This window comes from Curtobacterium sp. BRB10 (assembly GCF_031844325.1).
In the GTDB taxonomy this organism is placed as follows: Bacteria; Actinomycetota; Actinomycetes; order Actinomycetales; family Microbacteriaceae; genus Curtobacterium; species Curtobacterium poinsettiae_A.
The window spans coordinates 39,261-57,844 of sequence record NZ_JAUZVA010000005.1 but is presented as its reverse complement, the minus strand read 5'-3'; the positions used below and the strand labels follow the sequence as shown (position 1 = coordinate 57,844).

Here is an 18,584-nt window from a genome sequence, read left to right as displayed (position 1 = left end):
GAACCACCCCACGAGGAGATCATTGCGCACCGTCAACGCGTACGCGGCACCGTCAGCGACCGAGCCGCTCGTCAAGACCACCATCACCCGTCGTGACGTCGGCCCGAACGACGTCGAGATCGACATCGCCTACGCCGGCATCTGCCACTCGGACATCCACACCGTCCGCGGCGAGTGGGGCCCCATCCAGTACCCGCAGGTCGTCGGCCACGAGATAGTCGGACACGTCTCCGCCGTCGGTGAGAACGTCACCAAGCACCAGGTCGGCGACCGCGTCGGCGTCGGCTGCATGGTGAACTCCTGCGGCGAGTGCGAGAACTGCGTCGCCGGCCAGGAGCAGTACTGCCTCAAGGGCAACATCCAGACCTACGCGGGCGTCGACCCGGCCGACGGCTCGATCACCCAGGGCGGCTACTCGCAGGCCGTCGTGGTGAACGAGGACTTCGTCCTCCGGGTCCCCGAGTCGCTCGACATCGAGAAGGTCGCGCCGCTGCTCTGCGCCGGCATCACCACCTACTCGCCGCTGCACCACTGGAACGCCGGCCCGGGCACCAAGGTCGCCGTCGTCGGCATGGGCGGGCTCGGCCACATGGCCGTCAAGATCGCCGTCGCGCTCGGCGCCGAGGTCACCGTCCTGTCGCAGACCACCTCGAAGCAGGAGGACTCGCTCCGCTACGGCGCGAAGGCCCACTACGCGACGAAGGACCCGGAGACGTTCGAGAAGCTCGCGAACTCCTTCGAGCTCATCATCAACACCGTCTCGGCGAAGATCCCGATGGGCGCCTACCTCGGCCTGCTCAAGGTCGACGGCACGCTCGTCAACGTGGGCGCTCCGTCCGAGCCGCTCGAGGTCCCGGCCTTCGCGCTCATCCCGCGTCGGCTCAGCTGGGCTGGCTCCGCCATCGGCGGCATCCAGGAGACCCAGGAGATGCTCGACTTCTGCGCCGAGCACGGGATCCTGCCGGAGACCGAGCTCATCAGCGCCGACCAGATCAACGAGGCCTACGAGCGCGTGCTGTCCTCGGACGTGCGCTACCGCTTCGTGATCGACGCGGCCACGCTGGCGTAGTCGTCACCACTTGCGAGACGGGAGGCCCGGTACCAGCTGGTACCGGGCCTCCCGTCGTTCTGCCTGCCTGTCCGTCGGACCGTCAGCCGACCTCGTCACCGGACGGCAGCGCGCCGCACCAGTCGACGGAGCCCGCGTCGATGCTCGCCTCGAGCGCACCGGAGGCCGCGTCGACGATGCTCACGAGCTCGCCGGCCGCCGACTTCGTCGCGACCGCGACGAACTGGCTGTTCGGGGACGGGCAGACCGCGGTGACGCTCGCGTCGTCCGGGATCGTCACCGGCAGCCGGGAGGCCCGTCCCCCGTCCACGCGCACGATCCGTGCAGCGATGGTGCCGTCCGACCGCACGTCCCCCAGCACCCGCAGGTACGTGTCGTCGGACAGCTGGGCGATGCGGCCGAGGACGGCCGCATCGGTGCTCGCGGCGGGCGCCTGCAGCGCCGACTTCGACCCGTCGGTCAGGTCCAGCCGCTCGATGCCGGTGCCCGTCTCGACGACGGCCGTGGTGCCGGTGCCGACGAAGCCGTGCAGGTAGGTGGCGCTGCCGAGCCGGACCGGGTCGGCCCGCCCGCTCATGTCGACGAGCACCAGGTCGTCGCTGCCCGTCCGGACCAGCGCGCTCTCGGTGCGCGGTACGTAGGCCCACTGCCCGACCGTCATCGGCACGGCACCGGTCTTCGGCTTGCCGTTCGCCGCGATCGCCGTGGGCATGTGGGTGCCCGTCATGTCGACCGCGTACAGGCCGGTGTTCCGGGACTGCCCGGTCGAGGTGTCGGCGTACTCGAACCCGAACGAGGCACCGTCGTCGGCGACGTGGAGCGCGGTGACGCGGCCCTCGGCGGTCGGCAGGGTGAGGTGTTCGACGGGGGCGTCGGCGTCCTGCACGCCGCCGCTCAGCGCCACGATGTCGACGGACGAGCTGGCGTCCGTGCCGCTCACGACCACCAGGGATCGGCCGAGCCGGGCGTACTCCGAGATCGCCGTGCCCTCGTAGACCGTCGTGGCGCCGCCGGCGTCGAGGGATCGCCGGACGATGCGGTCCTTCGCCCCGGCCTGCCCCGGGACGAGTGCGAGCACGTCGGTGCTGCCGGTGCGGATCGCCGCCGTCAGGTCGGACGTGGCGCGCTGCCCGGGTGCCCGCACGCCCGCGACCGTCACGGTGTACTCGCGGTCGTACGCCAGGGGCCCGGCGAACTCGACCGCGATCGTGTTGCCGCTCGAGGTCACGGTGTGCGCCGCGGCCGGGCTGACCCGGACGTCGGCGGCGTCGACCTTCTGCAGCGCCTGGTTCGCCGTCAGGATGACCCGCTGGGCCGGCCTGGTGACGAGCCCGGTCGCGTCGTAGGACACGTCCCGGAGCCGCGGACCTTGCTGCGAGCCGACGACCGCGGCGAGCGCGGCAACCACGGCGAGGACGACCACGACAGCGACGTACCGGCGGTGGAAGCGGTGTGCGACGGGGCGGCGCTCGCGGAGCTGACCTCCGCGGAGCTGGTCCCCGGGGCGCTGGTCACCGTGACGCTCAGAACTCATACGGGTCCTCGGGCTGCGCGATGTCGGTGATCTCCGCGGCCTTGACGACGATGCGGGCGTCGGCGGACTGGTCCGGGTTGGCGGCCAGGGCTCCGCGGACGGTGACCCACTGCCCCTCGTCGGGGACGGTCCCGTCGCCGTCGCCGGTGACGACACCGAGGCCGACCGGTTGCGCGTCCACGGCGCAGCAGCTGATCACGAAGCGGGTGAGGGTGAAGGACCCGTCGTCGCCCGGCACCACGAAGCCGGTCAGTTCGACCTGCTTCCCGACCAGGGCCGTCGTGTCCGTGGTCTGCCGGATCAGCGCGGCCCAGTCCTTGACGCCGTACTCCGACGTGTCGACGCCCTCGCTGCCGAGCAGCTGCACCGCCGACTCCGAGCCGGTCGCGTTGGACAGGGTCGCGGAGTCCACACTCCGCTGCTGGGCGGTCCGGGCGGACAGGGTCGTCGGGGGCAGGACGAGCATGGCGACGGTGACACCGATCGTGACGACGGCGGCGGCTCCGCCGAGGGCGAGGCGGACGACGCGACCGCGCCCGGGGCGCGGCTGGTGGGCTTCGGCGTCGGCGTCGTGCCGGTGGGCATCGCCGTCGGCGTCGTGCTCGTCGGCGTGGTGTTCGTCCGCTTCGTCGCCGTGCGTGTGGCCGTACCCGCGGGCCGTGGCCACCAGCCCGGCGATCGACGCGGGCACCCCGACGGCGGCGAGCACGACCGTGAACACCGAGTAGCGCGGGTTGATGTACAGGTCGAGGTGCCCGACCAGCGCGAGCCACAGCGTGCAGAGGGCCGCGGCCAGCACCGACCCGAGACCCAGGTAGGCGGCCGCGTTGCCGCGTGCATCAGACGAGGACATTCATCACCAACCCGACGGCTCCGGCGAACAGGACGCACACGACGGACAGCAGCACCAGGAAGCGGACCCGGAACGTCGTGCGCAGCAGGGCGATCATCTTGACGTCGATGATCGGCCCGATGATCAGGAAGGCCGTGATCGACCCCGGCAGGAACGTCGACGCGAACGACAGCGCGAAGAAGGCGTCGACGTTCGAGCAGAGCGACACCGTCATCGCCAGCAGCATCATCGCCGCGACGGACAGCACGGGGTTCGAGCCGACGGCCACCAGGGTCGAACGGGGCACGGCGACCTGGATCGCCGCGGCGAGGCCGGCGCCGACGAACAGCGCCGGCATCATCGTCGCCGTCTCGCCGCCGAACTGCGCGGCGCTCTGCCGCCAGCGGTGCAGGCCGCGGGGCGCTCCGACGGCCGCACGGCACCGGGCCTCGAAGGCGGGGAGCAGCAGGTCGGCCGGACGGCGGTGCGCGGCGACGATCCAGCCGACGAGGTTCGCGATGACGAACCCGCCGACGATGCGTACCGGCAGGATCCACCCGGACCAGCCGAACGCCTGCGCGGTGCTGATGATGACGAGCGGGTTGAGGATCGGGGCGGCGACCAGGAACGTGACGGCTTCGGCCGGCGTGAACCCGCGCATCATCAGGCCGCGGGCGAGCGGGACGTTGCCGCACTCGCACACCGGGAACAGCATGCCGATCAGGGAGATCACGGCGCGCCGGCCGAAGGCGTTCTGCGGCAGGACCTTCTCGAGCGCGCCGACCGGCACCCAGACCTCGACGACGATCGACAGCACGATGCCGAGCACCACGAACGGCAGGGACTCGACGACGACGCTGATCGCCAGCGTGAGGAAGTCCTGCACGACGTCCGGCAGCCCGGTCGACCCGATGCTCGGCGAGAACAGCCGGATGCCCAGCAGGACGACGACGGCGAGCAGCACCAGGCCGGGGCCGGTGAGGCTCCGGGTGCGCTGCGGCGGCCGCGTGGTCGTCGTCACCGGGACAGGATAGGTGACGCGTCCTACCCGGGGCTGCGCGCGCCCCCTCGCACGGTGCGAGGGGACGGCCGATGGATCGTTCGGTGCGAGGTTCTGTACTCGGTGCAGGGTCGCGAGCCTCACACCGAGTACGGAACCTCGCACGACCCGTACGCCCCCCTCGCACGGTGCGAGGGGGCAGTGCGCTCAGCCGGCGGTGACGCCGTCCAGGTGTCGGTCGAGCACGTCGATCGCCCAGTCGCCGGACTCCCCCGGAGCCAGTCGGACGACCTGCATCGCGAGCCCGTCCAGGAGCGCGTGCAGACGGCAGGCCTCGTACTCCCGGTCGTCCGCCGGCACACCGAGCAACCCGAGGACCTCCTCGCACCACGTCCGCATCGCCGCGACGGTCCGGTCGAGCGTCGGCCGGAGCGCGACGTCGGTGAGCGCGGCGTTGCCGAGTGCCAGGTAGACCTCGAGCTCGATGACCCGTTCCTCGTCGAGGGGCAATAGCTCGAGCACGATCCGGCGTGCCCGTCGGGTCGGTGTCAGGTCAGCCGGGATGGCGTCGATGCGCTCCCGCGTCCGGTCGAACACGAGGGCGATGGTGTGCTCGCGGACGCTCGCCTGCGTCGGGAACGTGTAGCGGACCGTGCTCGGCGGCAGCCCCGCCTCGGCGGCGACGTTCCGCACGCTCAGCGCTCCGAGGCCGTCGCGGGTGAGCACCCGGCACGCCGCCTCGGACACTGTGCGGCGGCGTTCGTCGACGTCCATGCTCCTGGCCACGACGCCATACTCGCACAGCCGTACGAACTCGTGCTACCGTCGAGGTCGTTGTCGCACAGTCGTACGACAAAGACCTCGAACAACTCCGCAGGAAAGGACATCGTCATGGCGTGGGCAATCCTCGTGCTCAGCGGCGTGCTCGAGGCCGTGTGGGCCACCGCCCTCAGCGCCTCGAACGGCTTCAAGAAGGTCGTCCCCTCGATCGTGTTCGTCGCCGGGATGGCCCTGAGCATGGTGGGGCTGGCGTTCGCGATGAAGAGCATCCCGGTCGGCACCGCCTACGCGGTCTGGGTCGGCATCGGGGCGTCCCTGACCGTGGTCGTCGCGATCCTGCGCCGGCAGGAGGCCGCGTCCTTCGCACGCCTCGCCTTGGTCGTCGGCCTGGTGGCGTGCGTCATCGGCCTCAAGGTGGTGAGCTGACGTGGCGTGGATCGTCCTGTTCGTCAGCGCCGCGCTCGAGACCGTCTGGGCCACCGCCCTCGGCGAGAGCGACGGTTTCACCCAGCCCCGACCGACCATCGTGTTCGCCGTCACGATCGTGATCAGCCTGGTCGCGTTCGGCTACGTCCTCAAGCACATCCCGATCAGCACGGCGTACGCGGTGTGGACCGGAACCGGCGCCGCCCTCACGGTGCTGTGGGGCATGGCCACCGGCGCGGAGCCCGTCACCGTCCTGCGCCTGCTGTTCATCGCCGGCATCGTCGGGTGCGTCGTCGGCCTCAAGCTCGTGCCGGCCCGCCCCGCCGCGGAGCCCGCCGCCCCAGCCCATGTCGCGAGAGCGACAGCATCCCGCGGATGATCGGCGAACACCTGTCGCTTCCGCGGGGCTGACGGGAGCGCCGTCCGCAGGACTGTCGCTGTCGCGACGCGGGCCCGAGGACGCGCGCCGAGACGGACGGGAGGCCCGGTGCCAGCTGGCACCGGGCCTCCCGTCCGTCCGTCGGTCACGCCCACCGCACATGGTGAGCAGCAGGGGTCGGGTCGCCTCACGGGACCCGACCGTTCCTGCTCAGGACGCGTGCGTCAGACGGACGCGCCCGTCCACTCGTCCTCGGCGGCTACGTGGTCGCTGCCGACCGTGCCGGCCGCCATCGCGGCAGCGGCACGTGCCGCGTGCGACGGCGGGTCCGACGGCACGTCGGCGGGGCGTCCCTCGTCGTTCAGCTTGCGCAGCTCCGGCACGATGTCCGTCGCCAGGATGTCGATCTGCTCGAGCACCGTCTTGAGCGGCAGACCGGCGTGGTCGATGAGGAACAGCTGGCGCTGGTAGTGGCCGACGTGGTCCTTCATCGCCGCGTACCGGTCGATGACCTGCTGCGGCGAGCCGACGGTGAGCGGGGTCTGGGCGGTGAAGTCCTCCATCGAGGGGCCGTGACCGTAGACCGGGGCGTTGTCGAAGTAGGGCCGGAACTCGTTGATCGCGTCCTGCGAGTTCTTCCGCGCGAAGAACTGCCCGCCGAGCCCGACGATCGCCTGGTCGGCACGGCCGTGCCCGTAGTGCTCGAAGCGCTGGCGGTACAGGCCGACCATCTGCTCGGTGTGCTGGATCGGCCAGAAGATGTTGTTGTGGAAGAAGCCGTCACCGTAGTAGGCGGCCTGCTCGGCGATCTCCGGCGTGCGGATCGAGCCGTGCCAGACGAACGGCGGGACCCCGTCGAGCGGACGCGGGGTCGAGGTGAAGCCCTGCAGCGGCGTGCGGAACTTGCCCTGCCAGTCGACGACGTCGTTCTCCCACAGCTGGCGGACGAGCGCGTAGTTCTCGATCGCCAGGTTGACGCCCTGGCGGATGTCCTGACCGAACCACGGGTAGACCGGGCCGGTGTTGCCGCGACCCATCATCAGGTCCATGCGGCCGTCGGAGACCACCTGGAGCATCGCGTACTCCTCGGCGATGCGCACCGGGTCGTTCGTGGTGATCAAGGTCGTCGACGTGGACAGGGTGATGTCCTTCGTCTTCGCCGCCAGGTAGGCGAGCAACGTCGTCGGCGACGAGGCCACGAACGGCGGGTTGTGGTGCTCACCGGTCGCGAAGACGTCGAGCCCGGCCTGGTCGGCGTGCTCGGCGATCGTCAGGATGTCGCGGACGCGCTGGGTGTCGTCCGGCGTGGTGCCGGTCGTGGGGTCGGTCGTGACGTCACTGACCGTGAAGATGCCGAACTGCATGATGCGCCGCCTTTCGCGATTTCGATGCGTTTGCATCGACTTGCTCGGTACAACGTAGCGCACGGCGGGGCATTCCCGCCAGGCTCGCGCCGGTCGTTCGACCGGGCGGTCAGCCCTGTCGGGCGGCCGGGAGGCCCGGCTCGGCTGCCCGGATCAGCCGGCGGCGGGCAGCGTGGCCGGGTCGGTGCGTGCGGCGTGGTGCATCCCGTCGAGGAACCACACCGTCGTCACGACCGCGAGGACGCTCGCGCTGGACGCCAACCGCCCCGCCACCAGGATCGCGGCGTGGTCGTACGCGCCGGCGCCGGTCAGGCCGACCACGAGCGCCGCGACACCGATCGCCAGCGTGACCCCGGTCGCGACGAGGAGCACGACGCTCACCACCCGCCGCGGCCCCCGCCTGCCGTCACGGTCGCCCCGGAGCCCCCGGTCGACCCGTGGTCCGACCGCGCGGACGATCCCGAGCCAGAACATCGCGATCGCGCAGGCCCCGATGATGTCGCTGACCCGGTGCCAGCCGTAGACCACGGTCTGGTTCGCCACGAAGACCGCGTACCCGGCACCGACGATGGTCACCAGCGGGCGGAACCGACGAGGCGTGACCATCAGGACGGCGAACAGCGCCGCCAGCGCGATCGTCGCGTGCCCCGAGGGGAAGGAGTTCGGCGTCGTCGACTGAGCGATCTCCGGGCGCACGGCGATACGCTTGACGAGCGTCGAGGTGGCCGCCGACGCGAGCACCACGACCCCCGCGCCGAGCCCCACCGAGAGCCGCCGTCTGGCGAACGCCACGGCGACGATCACGACGACGAGCAACAGGATCACCGGCACCGAGATGACGTTGAGCGCAGTGTCCGAGCTGAACAGGTCGGACTCCCGGACCCCGCCGAGTGCGGCGTCCTCCGCTTTCTGACCGACCGGGGTCAGCACCGCGACCCCGTAGACGAGAGGCACGATCACGAACCCCAGAGCCGCCAGCGCAGCCCACCGCCCCCGCCGCGAGACCCACGGTCCGCGCGACTCGGATGCACTGCGCTCGGGTGTCAAGGTCACCGGGCTGGTCCTCCTCGGGGTGGTCGTCGTCGGGCTCGTCGCACGACTGGCGGCGGCGCTGCGATTGGGTCGGTCGGGGCCCGACACGATACCGTTGGAGCACCGGCCGGAGGCTGGGAGCCGCACCCCCGTCGGCCGTGCACAGCGCGCTGAGACGAGGGGATCGGTGATCCCCGCCGGGCCGTCGCACCACGCGGGACCGACGCACGTCGCGTCGGCAGTGTACGAGGAGGAAACCGAAGTGGCCATCAAGGAACCGGGCATCATCGCCTCGCCGAACCGGGGTCTCGCACTCACGGCCGGCAGCGTCCTCGCACTCTGGGGCGTCCTCGGCTTCTTCTTCGCCGCCGACGGCGACCCCGGCTTCTTCAACCGCCAGGGCGGCATGCTGTGGAACGCGTTCGGCGTGAACCCGGCGCTCTGCCTGGTGTGGGTACTGCTCGCCGTGGTGCTGCTGATCACCGGACTCGGCAACACCATCGGATCGCGGAACGGCAACCTGCTCGTCGGCGCCCTGCTCGTCGTCTTCGCGGTGTACGGCTTCGTCTTCGTCGACACCTCGGCCAACGTCTTCGCCCTGAACACCACGGACAACGTGTTCCACGCGATCGTCGGCGTGCTCCTGCTCCTCACCGCGATCGGTGCCGACAAGGAGAACCTCCGCGCGCTGCGTGCGGCGCGCGCCTGACGCACCCGCTCGTTCGCACTCCCGATGCCCGTCTGCCGCTCCGGCAGGCGGGCGTCGTCGTTGTGTGCGGGCGTGGGGCGGGGGCGGCGTTGGGGGGCGGTTGCGTCGTCCGGCGGGTGCCGGCCGGTCACGACTCCCCGCTCAGGTCCGCCGGCCGGTCACGAACCGTCGGCCGAGGCGCCTCGGAGCGACAGGTCGCGACCGCTCGAGGCAGGGGCGACGGGGTGTCGTGACCGCTCGAACCGCGCCACGCGGAACGGGTGGAACCCGCTCGGACGACGGCGTCGGCCAACCGCAGGTCGGACGCGTCAGTCGGCGGCGGAGTCGGCGCCGGACTGCTTCTTCGGGGCCTCGAGCTCGGTGGCGACGATGCGGGGCGCCTCGGACATGAAGCGCCGGACGTCCAGGTCGACGATGATGTCCTGCGGCCGGAGCGGCCGGGTGAGGAAGAGCCCCTCGAGCGAGGTCAGCCGCGACAGCGCCACGTACGTCTGGCCGGCGCTGAACACCCGGTTGCCGAGGTCGACCACGGCTCGGTCGTAGGTGCTGCCCTGCGACTTGTGGATGGTCACTGCCCAGGCGAGCCGGAGCGGGAACTGCTGGAACTCCCCGACGGTGTCCTTCTTGAGTTCCTTCTTGTCCGCGTCGTACGAGTACTTGAACTTCTCCCACACCGACGGCTGGACCTCGAACGACTCACCGTCGACGTCGACCCACACCGTGTCGCGGATGGCCGTCACGATGCCCAGGGTGCCGTTCACCCAGCGCTGGTCGGCGTCGTTGCGCAGGAACATCACGTGCGCACCGGGCTTCAGCTCGAGGGCTTCGTCGGCCGGGAAGTTCCGTCCGCCGAAGTCGCCGTTCACGTCGGCCTTGGCGGTCTTCACCTTGCCGGGCAGCCGCTCGAGGGCCGCCTTGTTGATCCGGGCGACCGTGTCGTTGCGGGTCGCCAGGGTGATGGCGTCGTCCGGAGCCGGACGGGCCCCGGCGGTGTTCAGCTGCTCGGCGATGTCCGCGGTGACCCGACCGTGCCGAACCGCGGTGAGCATCGCGGCGAAGGCGTCGTCGCGCTGCCGGTGCACCGTGGCGAGCTCGATGATGTTGAGCTCGGCCTCAAGCCACACCTTGGCGTCGAAGAACCACATCGACCGGTAGTGGTCGGTGAAGTAGGCGCGCTCGTCGGCGTCGCCCGGCACCGGGGGCAGCTGGTACGGGTCGCCGAACATCACGACCTGGACGCCGCCGAACGGCTCGAACTGTCGACCGCGGGCCTTGCGGAGCGACCGGTCCATGCCGTCGAGCAGGTCGGCGTTGACCATCGAGACCTCGTCGATGACCAGGGTGTCGATCGTGTTGAGGAGCTTGCGGGTGTCCGGGCCCTGTCGCAGCTCGGCGTCGGCGATGAGCCCGATCGGCAGCCGGAACAGGGAGTGGATCGTCTGGCCGCCGACGTTGAGCGCAGCGACCCCCGTCGGGGCGCAGATGACGACCTGCTTCTCGGTGTTCCACGACAGGTGGTTGAGCAGCGTGGACTTGCCCGTCCCGGCCCGGCCGGTGATGAACACGTGGTCACGGGTGTGCTCGATGTACTCGAAGACGGCGCGCTGTTCGTCGCTCAGCTCGATGCTCATCGGACGTCCGCCCCGGGCGAGGGTTCGAGGTCGTCGCTGCCGTCGTCGAAGTCCAGGTCGCCCTGGTCGTCCTGGGCAGCGGGCTCGGCGAGGACGGTCGCGCCGGCGGCGGCCCCGACGGCAGCCCCGGCACCGGGACCTGCCGCGTCGACCGGGTCTGCCCCGTCACGCCGCAGCCGCACGAGCACCACCACGACCACGGTCACCAGGAGCAGCACCCCGGCGACGATCAGCACGAGCCCGGCCCGTGCCTGGTCGACGAGCGGGTCCGGCCCCCACGTCCGACCCATCGCGCCGAACCACGAGGCCTGCAGCAGCCCGAGCGGCCCGCGCATCGCGAAGCCGAGCGAAACGGTGCCCGCGGCGATCACCACGGCCCCGACGATCCGGACGGCCGCGGCGGCCGTGGTGGGACGGCAGTGCCCGGCGGGGATCGGTGTGCAGAGCGTCGGGACGGCCAGCAGCCCGACCAACAGGAACACGGCGTCGCTGACGGTGCGGCCGGTGGGGTCGCTCACCGACCACCGGACGGCGTCGGTGGCGAAGAAGGCCCACCACAGGGCCGCCGCGAGCAGGAACGCGGGGAACGGCTGGGCCAGGTACCGCACGGAGGGGTGCTCGACGATGACGTCGGTCCACTCCCGCACACCCGTGCTGTCGTCGCTCCGAGGGTGCACGGCGGCGCGGATCAGGGCGACGGGCGCCGCCGCCCAGACCAGGGCGGGGACCACCAGGCCGAGCAGCACGTGGGCACCGACGTTCGCCGAGACGAGGAACCGGTCGTACTGGTGCAGCGATCCCGAGGTCGCGACCACCAGGGACACGATCCCCAGGGCTGCGGCGACCGACCGTCGCACCGGCCACCGCACGCCGCTCCGCCGCAGGCGCACGACGCCGGCCGCGTACGTCGCGGCGAGGAGCACGGCGGCCATCACCCAGAACAGGTCGATGTTCCACTGGGTCAGCCAGCCCCACGCACCGGGCGCGTGGGGCAGCAGGTCATCGGTCAGGAGCTCCGCCGGGCTCGGGTCGGTGGTCTTGCTCAGGGCGATCTGGTCGACCGGGGTGGCGGTCCGCCCGAGCGCCGCCGCGAACCCCGACGCCACACCCATCACCGCGAGCTCGACGACGATGAGGGTCCAGAAGGGCCGCTGCCCACCGGGCGAGGTGGTCAGCGCACGGATGGCCCGACGGCGCTGCACCGCGCCGAGGACCCCGATGGCGACGATCGCGCCGATCTTCACCAGGACGAGCGTGCCGTACGGGGTGAACAGGTTCGACAGTGCCCCGACGCGGATCTGCGCCGACGCCGTGCCCGAGACGGCGACGAGCACGAAGCAGCCGAGGGCGATGCTCGAGTACCGGGCCACGACCGCGGCCAGCCGGTCGCCGGGCAGCACCCCGCGCAGCAGCACGAGCATGACGAGCCCACCGACCCACAGCGCCGCACCGACCAGGTGCAGCCCCAGTGCCGTCACGGCGGCGTCGTGGCTGGCGGTACCGGCGGCGTGGCCCTGCTGCGCGAGCGGGATGAGGCCGATCATCGAGACGCCGGCGGTCAGGGCGACCATGCCCCGCGAACGGACGGCGAAGCAGAGCACCGTGACGGCCGCGGCGACGAGGACGGTCACGAGCCAGGCGAGCCCGAGTTCGGTGCCGGTGAGGAAGACCCCCATCGACTGCCCGAACTGCTCGTCGATGCTGATGCGCGAACCGGCGACGCTGAGGAACGTGCAGAACGTGGCGACGGCCGACGCGACCGTCCAGACACCACTCGCCGCGGCGGCGACGTCGAGCGCGCGGTTCCACTCGGGGCCCGAACGCGAGAGCCCGATGGTCGCCAGGGCGAGCCCACCGATCGTGGTGGCCGCGGACAGGTCGACGACGAGCCGGGCGATCGGCAGCCCGAAGCGCACGACGGGCCCCGGGTCGGCGATGAGTGCCGGGTTCGCACCCCCACCGATGACGAGTGCCGTGAGCAGCGCCACGAACCCGACGAGCAGGAGCACGGCGGGACCGGCGATGCGCGCGATCCGATTCACCCGTCAAGCCTAGGCGGTGCCCACCCGGCCGACGGACGGGGCGAGCCGATCTGTGCAAACCGGCACGGGCCTCCAGGCAGGACGCGCGCACCGGGCGAACGAACGCGCGCCCGACCGAGCACACGTCCACGCACGCGCCCCGGGAACGACGAAAGGGACGGCCGAAGCCGTCCCTCCCGATGCGCGGAACGGTCTTACTTGACCGCAGCCTTGAGCTTCGAGCCGGCGCTGACCTTGACCGAGTCGCTCGCGGCGATCTCGATGGCGTCACCCGTCTGCGGGTTGCGGCCGGTGCGGGCGGCGCGGTGCGTCTTCTCGAAGGCGATCCAACCGGGGATCGTGACCTTCGTGCCGTCGGCGACGGACGACGAGACGACGCTGAAGAGCGCGTCGACGACGCCGTTGACGGTGGCCTGGCTCTGGCCGGACTCAGCGGCGACGGCAGCGACGAGCTCGGTGCGGTTCAGTGACTTGTCAGCCATGGATGTCCTCCTCGGACTTCTTGCAGTATCGGTCGGACGCACGTGTCGTCCGGCGCCCGGAGCGGGTGCCCCGTGCCACGGTGCCAGTGGGCCGAGGGCCCGGCGGAACCGGAGTTGAACCTACCAGCCGCCGGGGGTGAAAACCGCCGACTCGCCCGGATTTCCGGGGTTGTCGGGGCTCCGAGGGGGTGCTGGAGGGGCAGATGTGACGAATGACGGCTCGCATGTACCCCGTACACAGCGAACGCCCCGCCACGAGGAGGTGACGGGGCGTCGTGTACTGCGAGTGCTTACCAGGAGCTCTTCGTGATGCCGGGGAGCTCGCCGCGGTGGGCCATGTCACGGAAACGGACACGGCTGATGCCGAACTCACCGAGGTGGCCACGGGGGCGGCCGTCGATGGCGTCGCGGTTGCGGTAGCGGATGGGCGATGCGTCGCGGGGCAGCTTCTGCAGACCCACGCGGGCGGCCTCACGCGACTCGTCGGTGCCGTTCGGGTCCACGAGGGCCTTCTTCAGCTCGAGACGACGCTCGGCGTAGCGCGCGATGATGACGGCACGCTGGTTGTTCTTCGCGATCTTGCTCTTCTTCGCCATGCTTAGCGCTCCTCACGGAAGTCGACGTGCTTGCGGATCACCGGGTCGTACTTCTTGAGCACGAGTCGGTCGGGGTTGTTCCGACGGTTCTTCTTGGTCACGTAGGTGAACCCGGTGCCCGCCGTCGAGCGGAGCTTGATGATCGGACGGATGTCCTGACCCTTTTTCGCCATCAGATCTTCTCCCCACGGGCGAGGAGATCCTTGACGACGGACTCGATGCCACGTGCGTCGATCACCTTGATGCCCTTCGCGCTGAGCGTGAGCGTGACGTTACGACGAAGCGAGGGCACGTAGTACGTCTTCTTCTGCACGTTCGGGTCGAAGCGACGCTTCGTCCGGCGGTGCGAGTGCGAGATGTTGTGACCGAAGCCGGGAACGGCGCCGGTCACCTGGCACACTGCTGCCATGGTTTCCTCCTGAGTACCGTGCGACCGGACGGCCGCACCCAAGTTCACTTGCCTGGTGCGCACGCGCAGTGCCACCGGAGTGACCGTGCGAGGGGGTTGTGCACACCGCCCAGGTCCGCATCCCCTGTCGAAGGAGAGCCGGACACCGCGCGACCGCGGCGTTCGCGACGGTCGGAGGGCTTGGAACAACGGGTCCGCCGCGCGGACGCGGAGAACCAGGGGTCCACGTTACGCGAGGACCGGGCGTGTCGCAAGCCGCGCCTCCAGGCCTGGAGGCGCGTGGCCGCCGGACGGGGCCGCTCACGCACCCGCGTGGTCGCGCCAGCGCGGTGCCTACGGCGCCTGCGTCGGCTTGGGCGCGAGCGCCTGCACCATCAGCTCGCCGAGCTGCTGCGGCGCCGTGAACATCGGCCAGTGGCCGGTCTCGAGCCCGACGATGGAGAGCTCCTCGGTCGCTACGAGCTCGGCCGCCCAGGCCTGGTGGTCCGCCACCATCGCCAGCAGCTCGGCGGCGGGGATCTCGCAGGTGATGATCGTCGCGGGGATCGTGTGCCGTGCCGGGTCGGCGTAGTGGAACCGGTCCGACGGCACCGAGGCCGGCTCGGGGATCGCCCGGTGCTCGACGTCCTGCCGGATCTCGGGCGTCATGCCCCGGACGGTGGCGGGTTCCCAGATGTCCCACGACGGCAGCGGCACGACCCCGTCGACCACGGGCAGCTCGTCGTTCACGCACCCGCCCTCGGGCCCCGGGAACGTGTCGACGTAGAGCAGGTGCGCGACGAGGGACGGGCGCTGGTCGGCAGCCATGTACGCGATCGGCCCGGCACCCGAGTGACCGGCGAGGACGACGGGTTCGTCGGCCGACGCGACGTCGTCCAGGACCGCGACCAGCGCGGCGACCTGCTCGTCGAGCGTGTCGCCGTCACGGGTCACCGCCTGCACCGAGTGCCCGGCTTCGCGGAGCACGGGCGCGACGTCGTCCCACGCGCTCGCGTCGAGCCAGAACCCGGGGACCAGGATGACGTGCATGCGGGGCAGGTTACTCGTCGGTGGTGGCGGTCGCGCGGGCTGCCGTGCAGACGGCGCACTCGCCGAAGATGTCGACGACGTGGCTGGCGTTGGTGAACCCGTTGGCGGCGGCGACGTCCTGCGCCCACTGCTCCACCGGGTCTGCCTCGATCTCGACGGTCCGGCCGCAGTTGCGGCAGATCAGGTGGTGGTGGTGCGCGTCCGTCGTGCACGCCCGGTACAGCGATTCGCCGTCCTGCTGCAGCGAGTCGGCGTCGCCCTCGGTGGCCAGGTCGGCGAGCGCCCGGTAGACCGTGGCCAGACCGATGGTCGAGCCCTCGTCCCGCAGGTGCTGGTGCAGCGCCTGCGCGCTGACGAACCCCTCGGTGGAGTCGAGGGCGCCACGCACCGCTTCGCGCTGCCACGTGTTCCGCTTGGTCTTCTGCACGGCGTTCATGCTGACACCTCTTCCTTCCGACCGGCTGTCGACGTCGTCCCCGCCTGGAGGCCCGGCTCGCCCCCGCCACGCTGGGCCCGGCCGGCGACGCGGTTGCGTCCCCGCCCGTCGCGTCGCGACCCGATGATCCGGCAGACCACCCAGATCGCGAACGAGATCGTCGTCACGTACGGGCTGATCGGCAGGCCGCCGCCCAGTGCGAGCAGGATGCCACCGACGACCGACGTCACCGCGAACACCGTCGACAGCACCGGCACGACGACCGGGTGCGAGCTGAGCCGCAGGGCCGCGGCCGCCGGGGTGACGAGCAGGGACAGCACGAGCAACGCACCGACGATCTGCACCGACACGGCGGTGGCCAGTCCGAGCACGAGCATGAACACGATCGCGAGGGTCCGCACCGGGATCCCCGCGGCCGCGGCCACGTCGGGGTCGACCGAGGCGAACATCAGCGGGCGCCAGATGAGGAGCAGCGTGGCCACGACGATCGCGGCGACCACGATCAGGAACGTCAGCTGCGGGTTGTCGACCGAGACGATCTGCCCCGTGAGCAACCCGAACTTGTTGGCCGCCCGGCCCTTGTAGAGCGCCAGGCAGAGGATGCCGAGCCCGAGGCCGAACGGCATGAGGACGGCGATGATCGAGTTGCGTTCCCGGGCACGTGACCCGAGGACGCCGATGAGCAGGGCGGCGATCACCGACCCGACGAGTGAGCCGGAGACGACGTTCACCCCGAGCAGCAGCGAGGCGCTGGCCCCGGCGAACGAGAGCTCCGAGATGCCGTGCACGGCGAACGGCATGTTCCGGGCGACGACGAACGGGCCGATGAGCCCGCCGACGATGCCGAGCACCGCGCCGGCCCAGATCGAGTTCTGCACGAGCACGAGGAGCTCGCCGTAGTCCTGGAACGAGAAGACGGTCGACAGCAGGTCCATCAGATGCGCCCTTCGTCCGGCTGGTCGGCGTGCGGGTCGACCTCGCCCGGGTGGTGCTCGTGGGCCTCGTTCGCGCCGACGATGACGATGCGTCCCATGGTGCGGACGACGTCGACGGGCGTGCCGTACAGGTCGCTCAGCACGTCTGCGCGCAGGACCTCGTCCGGCGAACCGATCCGGAACCTGCCCCCGGCGATGTAGAGCACCCGGTCGACGACGTCGAGGATCGGGTTCACGTCGTGGGTCACGAAGAGCACGGCGGCCTCGCGCTGCCGGCGCTCACGGTCGATGAGCTCGGTGATCCCGCGCTGGTGCCGCAGGTCGAGCGAGATGAGCGGTTCGTCGCACAGCAGCAGGGCGGGGTCGGCGGCGATGGCCTGGCCGACGCGGGTGCGCTGCTGCTCGCCGCCGGAGAGCTCGGCGACGGGGGCGTCCGCGAAGGCGGTGGCTCCGACCTCGTCGAGCACGCGGTCGATCCGCATCCGGTCGGCCTTCGAGGCCCGTCGGATGCCCCACCGGTGCCCGGTCACGCCCTGGGCGACCATGTCGCGCGCGCGCAGGGGCGTGCCCGCCTCCATCAACCGCTGCTGCGGGATGTAGCCGATCTTCCGGTGGCCGCGGTGCACCGGCTGCCCGAGGAACGACATCGTGCCGCTCGTCAACCGCTGCTGCCCGAGGACGGTACGGAGCAGTGAGGTCTTGCCGGCGCCGTTCGGGCCGAGGACCGCGACGAACTCCCCCGGCGCGAGGTCGAGGTCGAGGCCTGCCCAGAGCTTCCGGGCGCCGTAGGACAACCCGGCGTCGCGGAGCGCGAGGACCGGACGAGCCGCAGCCCGGTCGTCCACCGTGGTGGTCGCCGGGCCGGGGGTCGCCGCTGCTGCGGTCGAGGTCGTCACTTCTGGAGCGCTGCCTTCACCGCGTCGATGTTCGCCTGCTGCCACGAGACGTAATCCTGCCCCTCGGGGAGCGTCTCCGTGACACCGACGACGGGGATGTCGTTCTGCTCGGCCGCCTTCTGGACCTGTTCGGTCTCGGGGCTCGACGCCTGGTTGTTGTAGGCGAGCAGCTGCACGCGCTTGCCGGTGAACAGCGCGAGGGTGTCGCGGAGGGCCGCCGGCGGGACGTCGTCGCCTTCCTCGATGGCCTCGGAGAAGTCCGGCGGGGTCTCGTTCTCGAGCCCCATCGCGTCGAACAGGTACCCGGGCACCGGCTCGGTGTACGCGACCTTGTCGCCGGAGTCCTGCTTCTTGACGGCGGCGGTCTGGGACTCGAGGTCCTCGAGCTCGGTGGTGAGCGTGGCGGCGTTCTTCTCGAAGGCGTCCTTGCCGCTCTCGTCGAGCGCGCTGAGGTCCTTCGTGACCGCCTCGACCAGCTTCACCATCGTCGGGTAGCTGTAGAAGACGTGCTCGTTGAACTCGGCACTCCCGCCCTCGTCGAGGCCGGAGAGCTTCACGACGTTGATCGTGTCGGCCGTGGTGTCCGAGGCGTTCGCGAGCGTCGTCATGAAGTCGTCGTAGCCGCCACCGTTCTCGATGAGCAGGTCGGCCTTCGACACGGAGAGCTGCGTGCGGGCGCTCGACTCGAACGAGTGCGGGTCCTGCGACGGGTCGCTCAGGATGCTCGTCACGGTGACGGCGTCGCCACCGATGGTCTTGACGATCGAGCCGTAGACGTTCGTGGAGGCGACGACGTTGATCGTGCCGTCACCGCTGGCCTCCCCCGAGGCGGACGAGGTGGCGCACCCGGTCAGGGCGAGCGCGGCGGCACCGGCGACGAGCGGGAGGGCGAGGAGGCGGTTGTGCATGGCACGACGCTAACGCCTACTGATAACGATTGTCAAAACCGCTATGAGGGCTCTCAGCGCGACCGGGAGACGGACGGGAGGCCCGGTGCCAGCTG

Annotated in this window: 21 protein-coding genes; 4 read left to right on the top strand and 17 right to left on the bottom strand. The window is 71.0% G+C overall.

The window, feature by feature from the left end; translation table 11 throughout:
- Positions 1-22: 22 nt before the first annotated feature.
- Positions 23-1,069 (top strand): NAD(P)-dependent alcohol dehydrogenase, encoded by a 1,047-nt coding sequence (locus Q9R26_RS11775; protein ID WP_182066195.1) that lies wholly within the window; start codon positions 23-25, stop codon positions 1,067-1,069.
- Positions 1,070-1,151: 82 nt separating this feature from the next.
- Here Q9R26_RS11775 and Q9R26_RS11770 read toward each other — a convergent pair whose 3' ends face one another.
- The 4 genes from Q9R26_RS11770 to Q9R26_RS11755 form a co-directional block, all read right to left on the bottom strand.
- Complete coding sequence (locus tag Q9R26_RS11770; RefSeq protein WP_311227371.1) at positions 1,152-2,603, bottom strand: hypothetical protein; 1,452 nt, start codon at positions 2,601-2,603, stop codon at positions 1,152-1,154.
- Complete coding sequence (locus tag Q9R26_RS11765) at positions 2,593-3,456, bottom strand: TIGR03943 family putative permease subunit (protein WP_311227370.1); 864 nt, start codon at positions 3,454-3,456, stop codon at positions 2,593-2,595. Before Q9R26_RS11765 ends, Q9R26_RS11770 begins: the two co-directional genes overlap by 11 nt.
- Positions 3,443-4,456: a permease gene (locus Q9R26_RS11760; RefSeq protein WP_071246228.1), complete on the bottom strand. Its 1,014-nt coding sequence runs from the start codon at positions 4,454-4,456 to the stop codon at positions 3,443-3,445. The genes Q9R26_RS11765 and Q9R26_RS11760 overlap by 14 nt, the downstream gene beginning before the upstream one ends.
- A gap of 186 nt (positions 4,457-4,642) precedes the next feature.
- On the bottom strand, positions 4,643-5,221 hold the full coding sequence (locus tag Q9R26_RS11755; RefSeq protein ID WP_259362869.1) for a TetR/AcrR family transcriptional regulator: 579 nt from the start codon (positions 5,219-5,221) through the stop codon (positions 4,643-4,645).
- 105 nt (positions 5,222-5,326) lie between these two features.
- Between Q9R26_RS11755 and Q9R26_RS11750 the strand changes: the two genes are divergently transcribed.
- Together Q9R26_RS11750 and Q9R26_RS11745 are read left to right on the top strand one after the other, a co-directional pair.
- Positions 5,327-5,641 (top strand): multidrug efflux SMR transporter, encoded by a 315-nt coding sequence (locus Q9R26_RS11750; RefSeq protein WP_311227369.1) that lies wholly within the window; start codon positions 5,327-5,329, stop codon positions 5,639-5,641.
- 1 nt (position 5,642) lies between these two features.
- Positions 5,643-6,020 carry a multidrug efflux SMR transporter gene (locus Q9R26_RS11745; RefSeq protein ID WP_311227368.1) on the top strand — a complete coding sequence of 126 codons (378 nt, stop codon included), beginning with the start codon at positions 5,643-5,645 and terminating at the stop codon, positions 6,018-6,020.
- A gap of 224 nt (positions 6,021-6,244) precedes the next feature.
- Here the strand turns inward: Q9R26_RS11745 and Q9R26_RS11740 are convergent, their stop codons facing one another.
- Positions 6,245-7,384 carry a CE1758 family FMN-dependent luciferase-like monooxygenase gene (locus tag Q9R26_RS11740; RefSeq protein WP_262139988.1) on the bottom strand — a complete coding sequence of 380 codons (1,140 nt, stop codon included), beginning with the start codon at positions 7,382-7,384 and terminating at the stop codon, positions 6,245-6,247.
- Between the two features lie 153 nt (positions 7,385-7,537).
- A complete protein-coding gene (locus Q9R26_RS11735) occupies positions 7,538-8,437 on the bottom strand; it encodes a phosphatase PAP2 family protein (RefSeq protein WP_259581351.1) in 900 nt (299 codons plus the stop codon).
- A gap of 241 nt (positions 8,438-8,678) precedes the next feature.
- Between Q9R26_RS11735 and Q9R26_RS11730 the strand changes: the two genes are divergently transcribed.
- Positions 8,679-9,125, top strand: a complete 447-nt coding sequence (locus Q9R26_RS11730; RefSeq protein ID WP_182066202.1) for a DUF4383 domain-containing protein — start codon at positions 8,679-8,681, stop codon at positions 9,123-9,125.
- A gap of 308 nt (positions 9,126-9,433) precedes the next feature.
- Here the strand turns inward: Q9R26_RS11730 and Q9R26_RS11725 are convergent, their stop codons facing one another.
- The 11 genes from Q9R26_RS11725 to Q9R26_RS11675 all read right to left on the bottom strand — a co-directional run bounded on the left by Q9R26_RS11725 (position 9,434) and on the right by Q9R26_RS11675 (position 18,489).
- Positions 9,434-10,756 (bottom strand): ATP-dependent RecD-like DNA helicase, encoded by a 1,323-nt coding sequence (locus Q9R26_RS11725; RefSeq protein ID WP_182066203.1) that lies wholly within the window; start codon positions 10,754-10,756, stop codon positions 9,434-9,436.
- Positions 10,753-12,798 (bottom strand): cytochrome c oxidase assembly protein, encoded by a 2,046-nt coding sequence (locus Q9R26_RS11720; RefSeq protein WP_311227367.1) that lies wholly within the window; start codon positions 12,796-12,798, stop codon positions 10,753-10,755. The genes Q9R26_RS11725 and Q9R26_RS11720 overlap by 4 nt, the downstream gene beginning before the upstream one ends.
- A 194-nt stretch (positions 12,799-12,992) precedes the next feature.
- A complete protein-coding gene (locus Q9R26_RS11715) occupies positions 12,993-13,280 on the bottom strand; it encodes an HU family DNA-binding protein (protein WP_017886454.1) in 288 nt (95 codons plus the stop codon).
- A gap of 290 nt (positions 13,281-13,570) precedes the next feature.
- A complete protein-coding gene (gene rpsN, locus Q9R26_RS11710; RefSeq protein ID WP_017886455.1) occupies positions 13,571-13,876 on the bottom strand; it encodes a 30S ribosomal protein S14 in 306 nt (101 codons plus the stop codon).
- Between the two features lie 2 nt (positions 13,877-13,878).
- Positions 13,879-14,049: a 50S ribosomal protein L33 gene (gene rpmG / locus Q9R26_RS11705; protein ID WP_017886456.1), complete on the bottom strand. Its 171-nt coding sequence runs from the start codon at positions 14,047-14,049 to the stop codon at positions 13,879-13,881.
- Positions 14,049-14,285, bottom strand: coding sequence for a 50S ribosomal protein L28 (gene rpmB / locus Q9R26_RS11700; protein ID WP_027464952.1), 237 nt, complete (start codon positions 14,283-14,285; stop codon positions 14,049-14,051). Before rpmB ends, rpmG begins: the two co-directional genes overlap by 1 nt.
- Positions 14,286-14,618: 333 nt before the next feature.
- Positions 14,619-15,314 (bottom strand): alpha/beta fold hydrolase, encoded by a 696-nt coding sequence (locus Q9R26_RS11695; RefSeq protein ID WP_182066205.1) that lies wholly within the window; start codon positions 15,312-15,314, stop codon positions 14,619-14,621.
- A 10-nt stretch (positions 15,315-15,324) separates the two neighbouring features.
- Entirely contained in the window at positions 15,325-15,750 is a 426-nt protein-coding gene (locus Q9R26_RS11690) for a Fur family transcriptional regulator (protein WP_182066206.1), read from the bottom strand.
- The gene (locus Q9R26_RS11685) at positions 15,747-16,685 is read right to left on the bottom strand and encodes a metal ABC transporter permease (RefSeq protein ID WP_311227366.1); all 939 of its coding nucleotides are present in this window, start codon (positions 16,683-16,685) and stop codon (positions 15,747-15,749) included. Before Q9R26_RS11685 ends, Q9R26_RS11690 begins: the two co-directional genes overlap by 4 nt.
- Positions 16,685-17,530 (bottom strand): metal ABC transporter ATP-binding protein, encoded by an 846-nt coding sequence (locus Q9R26_RS11680; RefSeq protein ID WP_209133266.1) that lies wholly within the window; start codon positions 17,528-17,530, stop codon positions 16,685-16,687. Before Q9R26_RS11680 ends, Q9R26_RS11685 begins: the two co-directional genes overlap by 1 nt.
- 47 nt (positions 17,531-17,577) lie before the next feature.
- On the bottom strand, positions 17,578-18,489 hold the full coding sequence (locus Q9R26_RS11675) for a metal ABC transporter solute-binding protein, Zn/Mn family (protein WP_182066208.1): 912 nt from the start codon (positions 18,487-18,489) through the stop codon (positions 17,578-17,580).
- Positions 18,490-18,584 lie beyond the last annotated feature (95 nt).

What these genes read in the sequence shown, in the direction of transcription:
- Q9R26_RS11685 (WP_311227366.1), bottom strand. Translation starts at nt 16,685, where the DNA reads ATGGACCTGCTGTCGACCGTCTTCTCGTTCCAGGACTACGGCGAGCTC.
- Q9R26_RS11725 (WP_182066203.1), bottom strand. Translation starts at nt 10,756, where the DNA reads ATGAGCATCGAGCTGAGCGACGAACAGCGCGCCGTCTTCGAGTACATC.
- rpsN (WP_017886455.1), bottom strand. Translation starts at nt 13,876, where the DNA reads ATGGCGAAGAAGAGCAAGATCGCGAAGAACAACCAGCGTGCCGTCATC.
- Q9R26_RS11750 (WP_311227369.1), top strand. Translation starts at nt 5,327, where the DNA reads ATGGCGTGGGCAATCCTCGTGCTCAGCGGCGTGCTCGAGGCCGTGTGG.
- rpmG (WP_017886456.1), bottom strand. Translation starts at nt 14,049, where the DNA reads ATGGCGAAAAAGGGTCAGGACATCCGTCCGATCATCAAGCTCCGCTCG.
- Q9R26_RS11765 (WP_311227370.1), bottom strand. Translation starts at nt 3,456, where the DNA reads ATGTCCTCGTCTGATGCACGCGGCAACGCGGCCGCCTACCTGGGTCTC.
- Q9R26_RS11715 (WP_017886454.1), bottom strand. Translation starts at nt 13,280, where the DNA reads ATGGCTGACAAGTCACTGAACCGCACCGAGCTCGTCGCTGCCGTCGCC.
- rpmB (WP_027464952.1), bottom strand. Translation starts at nt 14,285, where the DNA reads ATGGCAGCAGTGTGCCAGGTGACCGGCGCCGTTCCCGGCTTCGGTCAC.
- Q9R26_RS11740 (WP_262139988.1), bottom strand. Translation starts at nt 7,384, where the DNA reads ATGCAGTTCGGCATCTTCACGGTCAGTGACGTCACGACCGACCCCACG.
- Q9R26_RS11770 (WP_311227371.1), bottom strand. Translation starts at nt 2,603, where the DNA reads ATGAGTTCTGAGCGTCACGGTGACCAGCGCCCCGGGGACCAGCTCCGC.
- Q9R26_RS11695 (WP_182066205.1), bottom strand. Translation starts at nt 15,314, where the DNA reads ATGCACGTCATCCTGGTCCCCGGGTTCTGGCTCGACGCGAGCGCGTGG.
- Q9R26_RS11675 (WP_182066208.1), bottom strand. Translation starts at nt 18,489, where the DNA reads ATGCACAACCGCCTCCTCGCCCTCCCGCTCGTCGCCGGTGCCGCCGCG.
- Q9R26_RS11690 (WP_182066206.1), bottom strand. Translation starts at nt 15,750, where the DNA reads ATGAACGCCGTGCAGAAGACCAAGCGGAACACGTGGCAGCGCGAAGCG.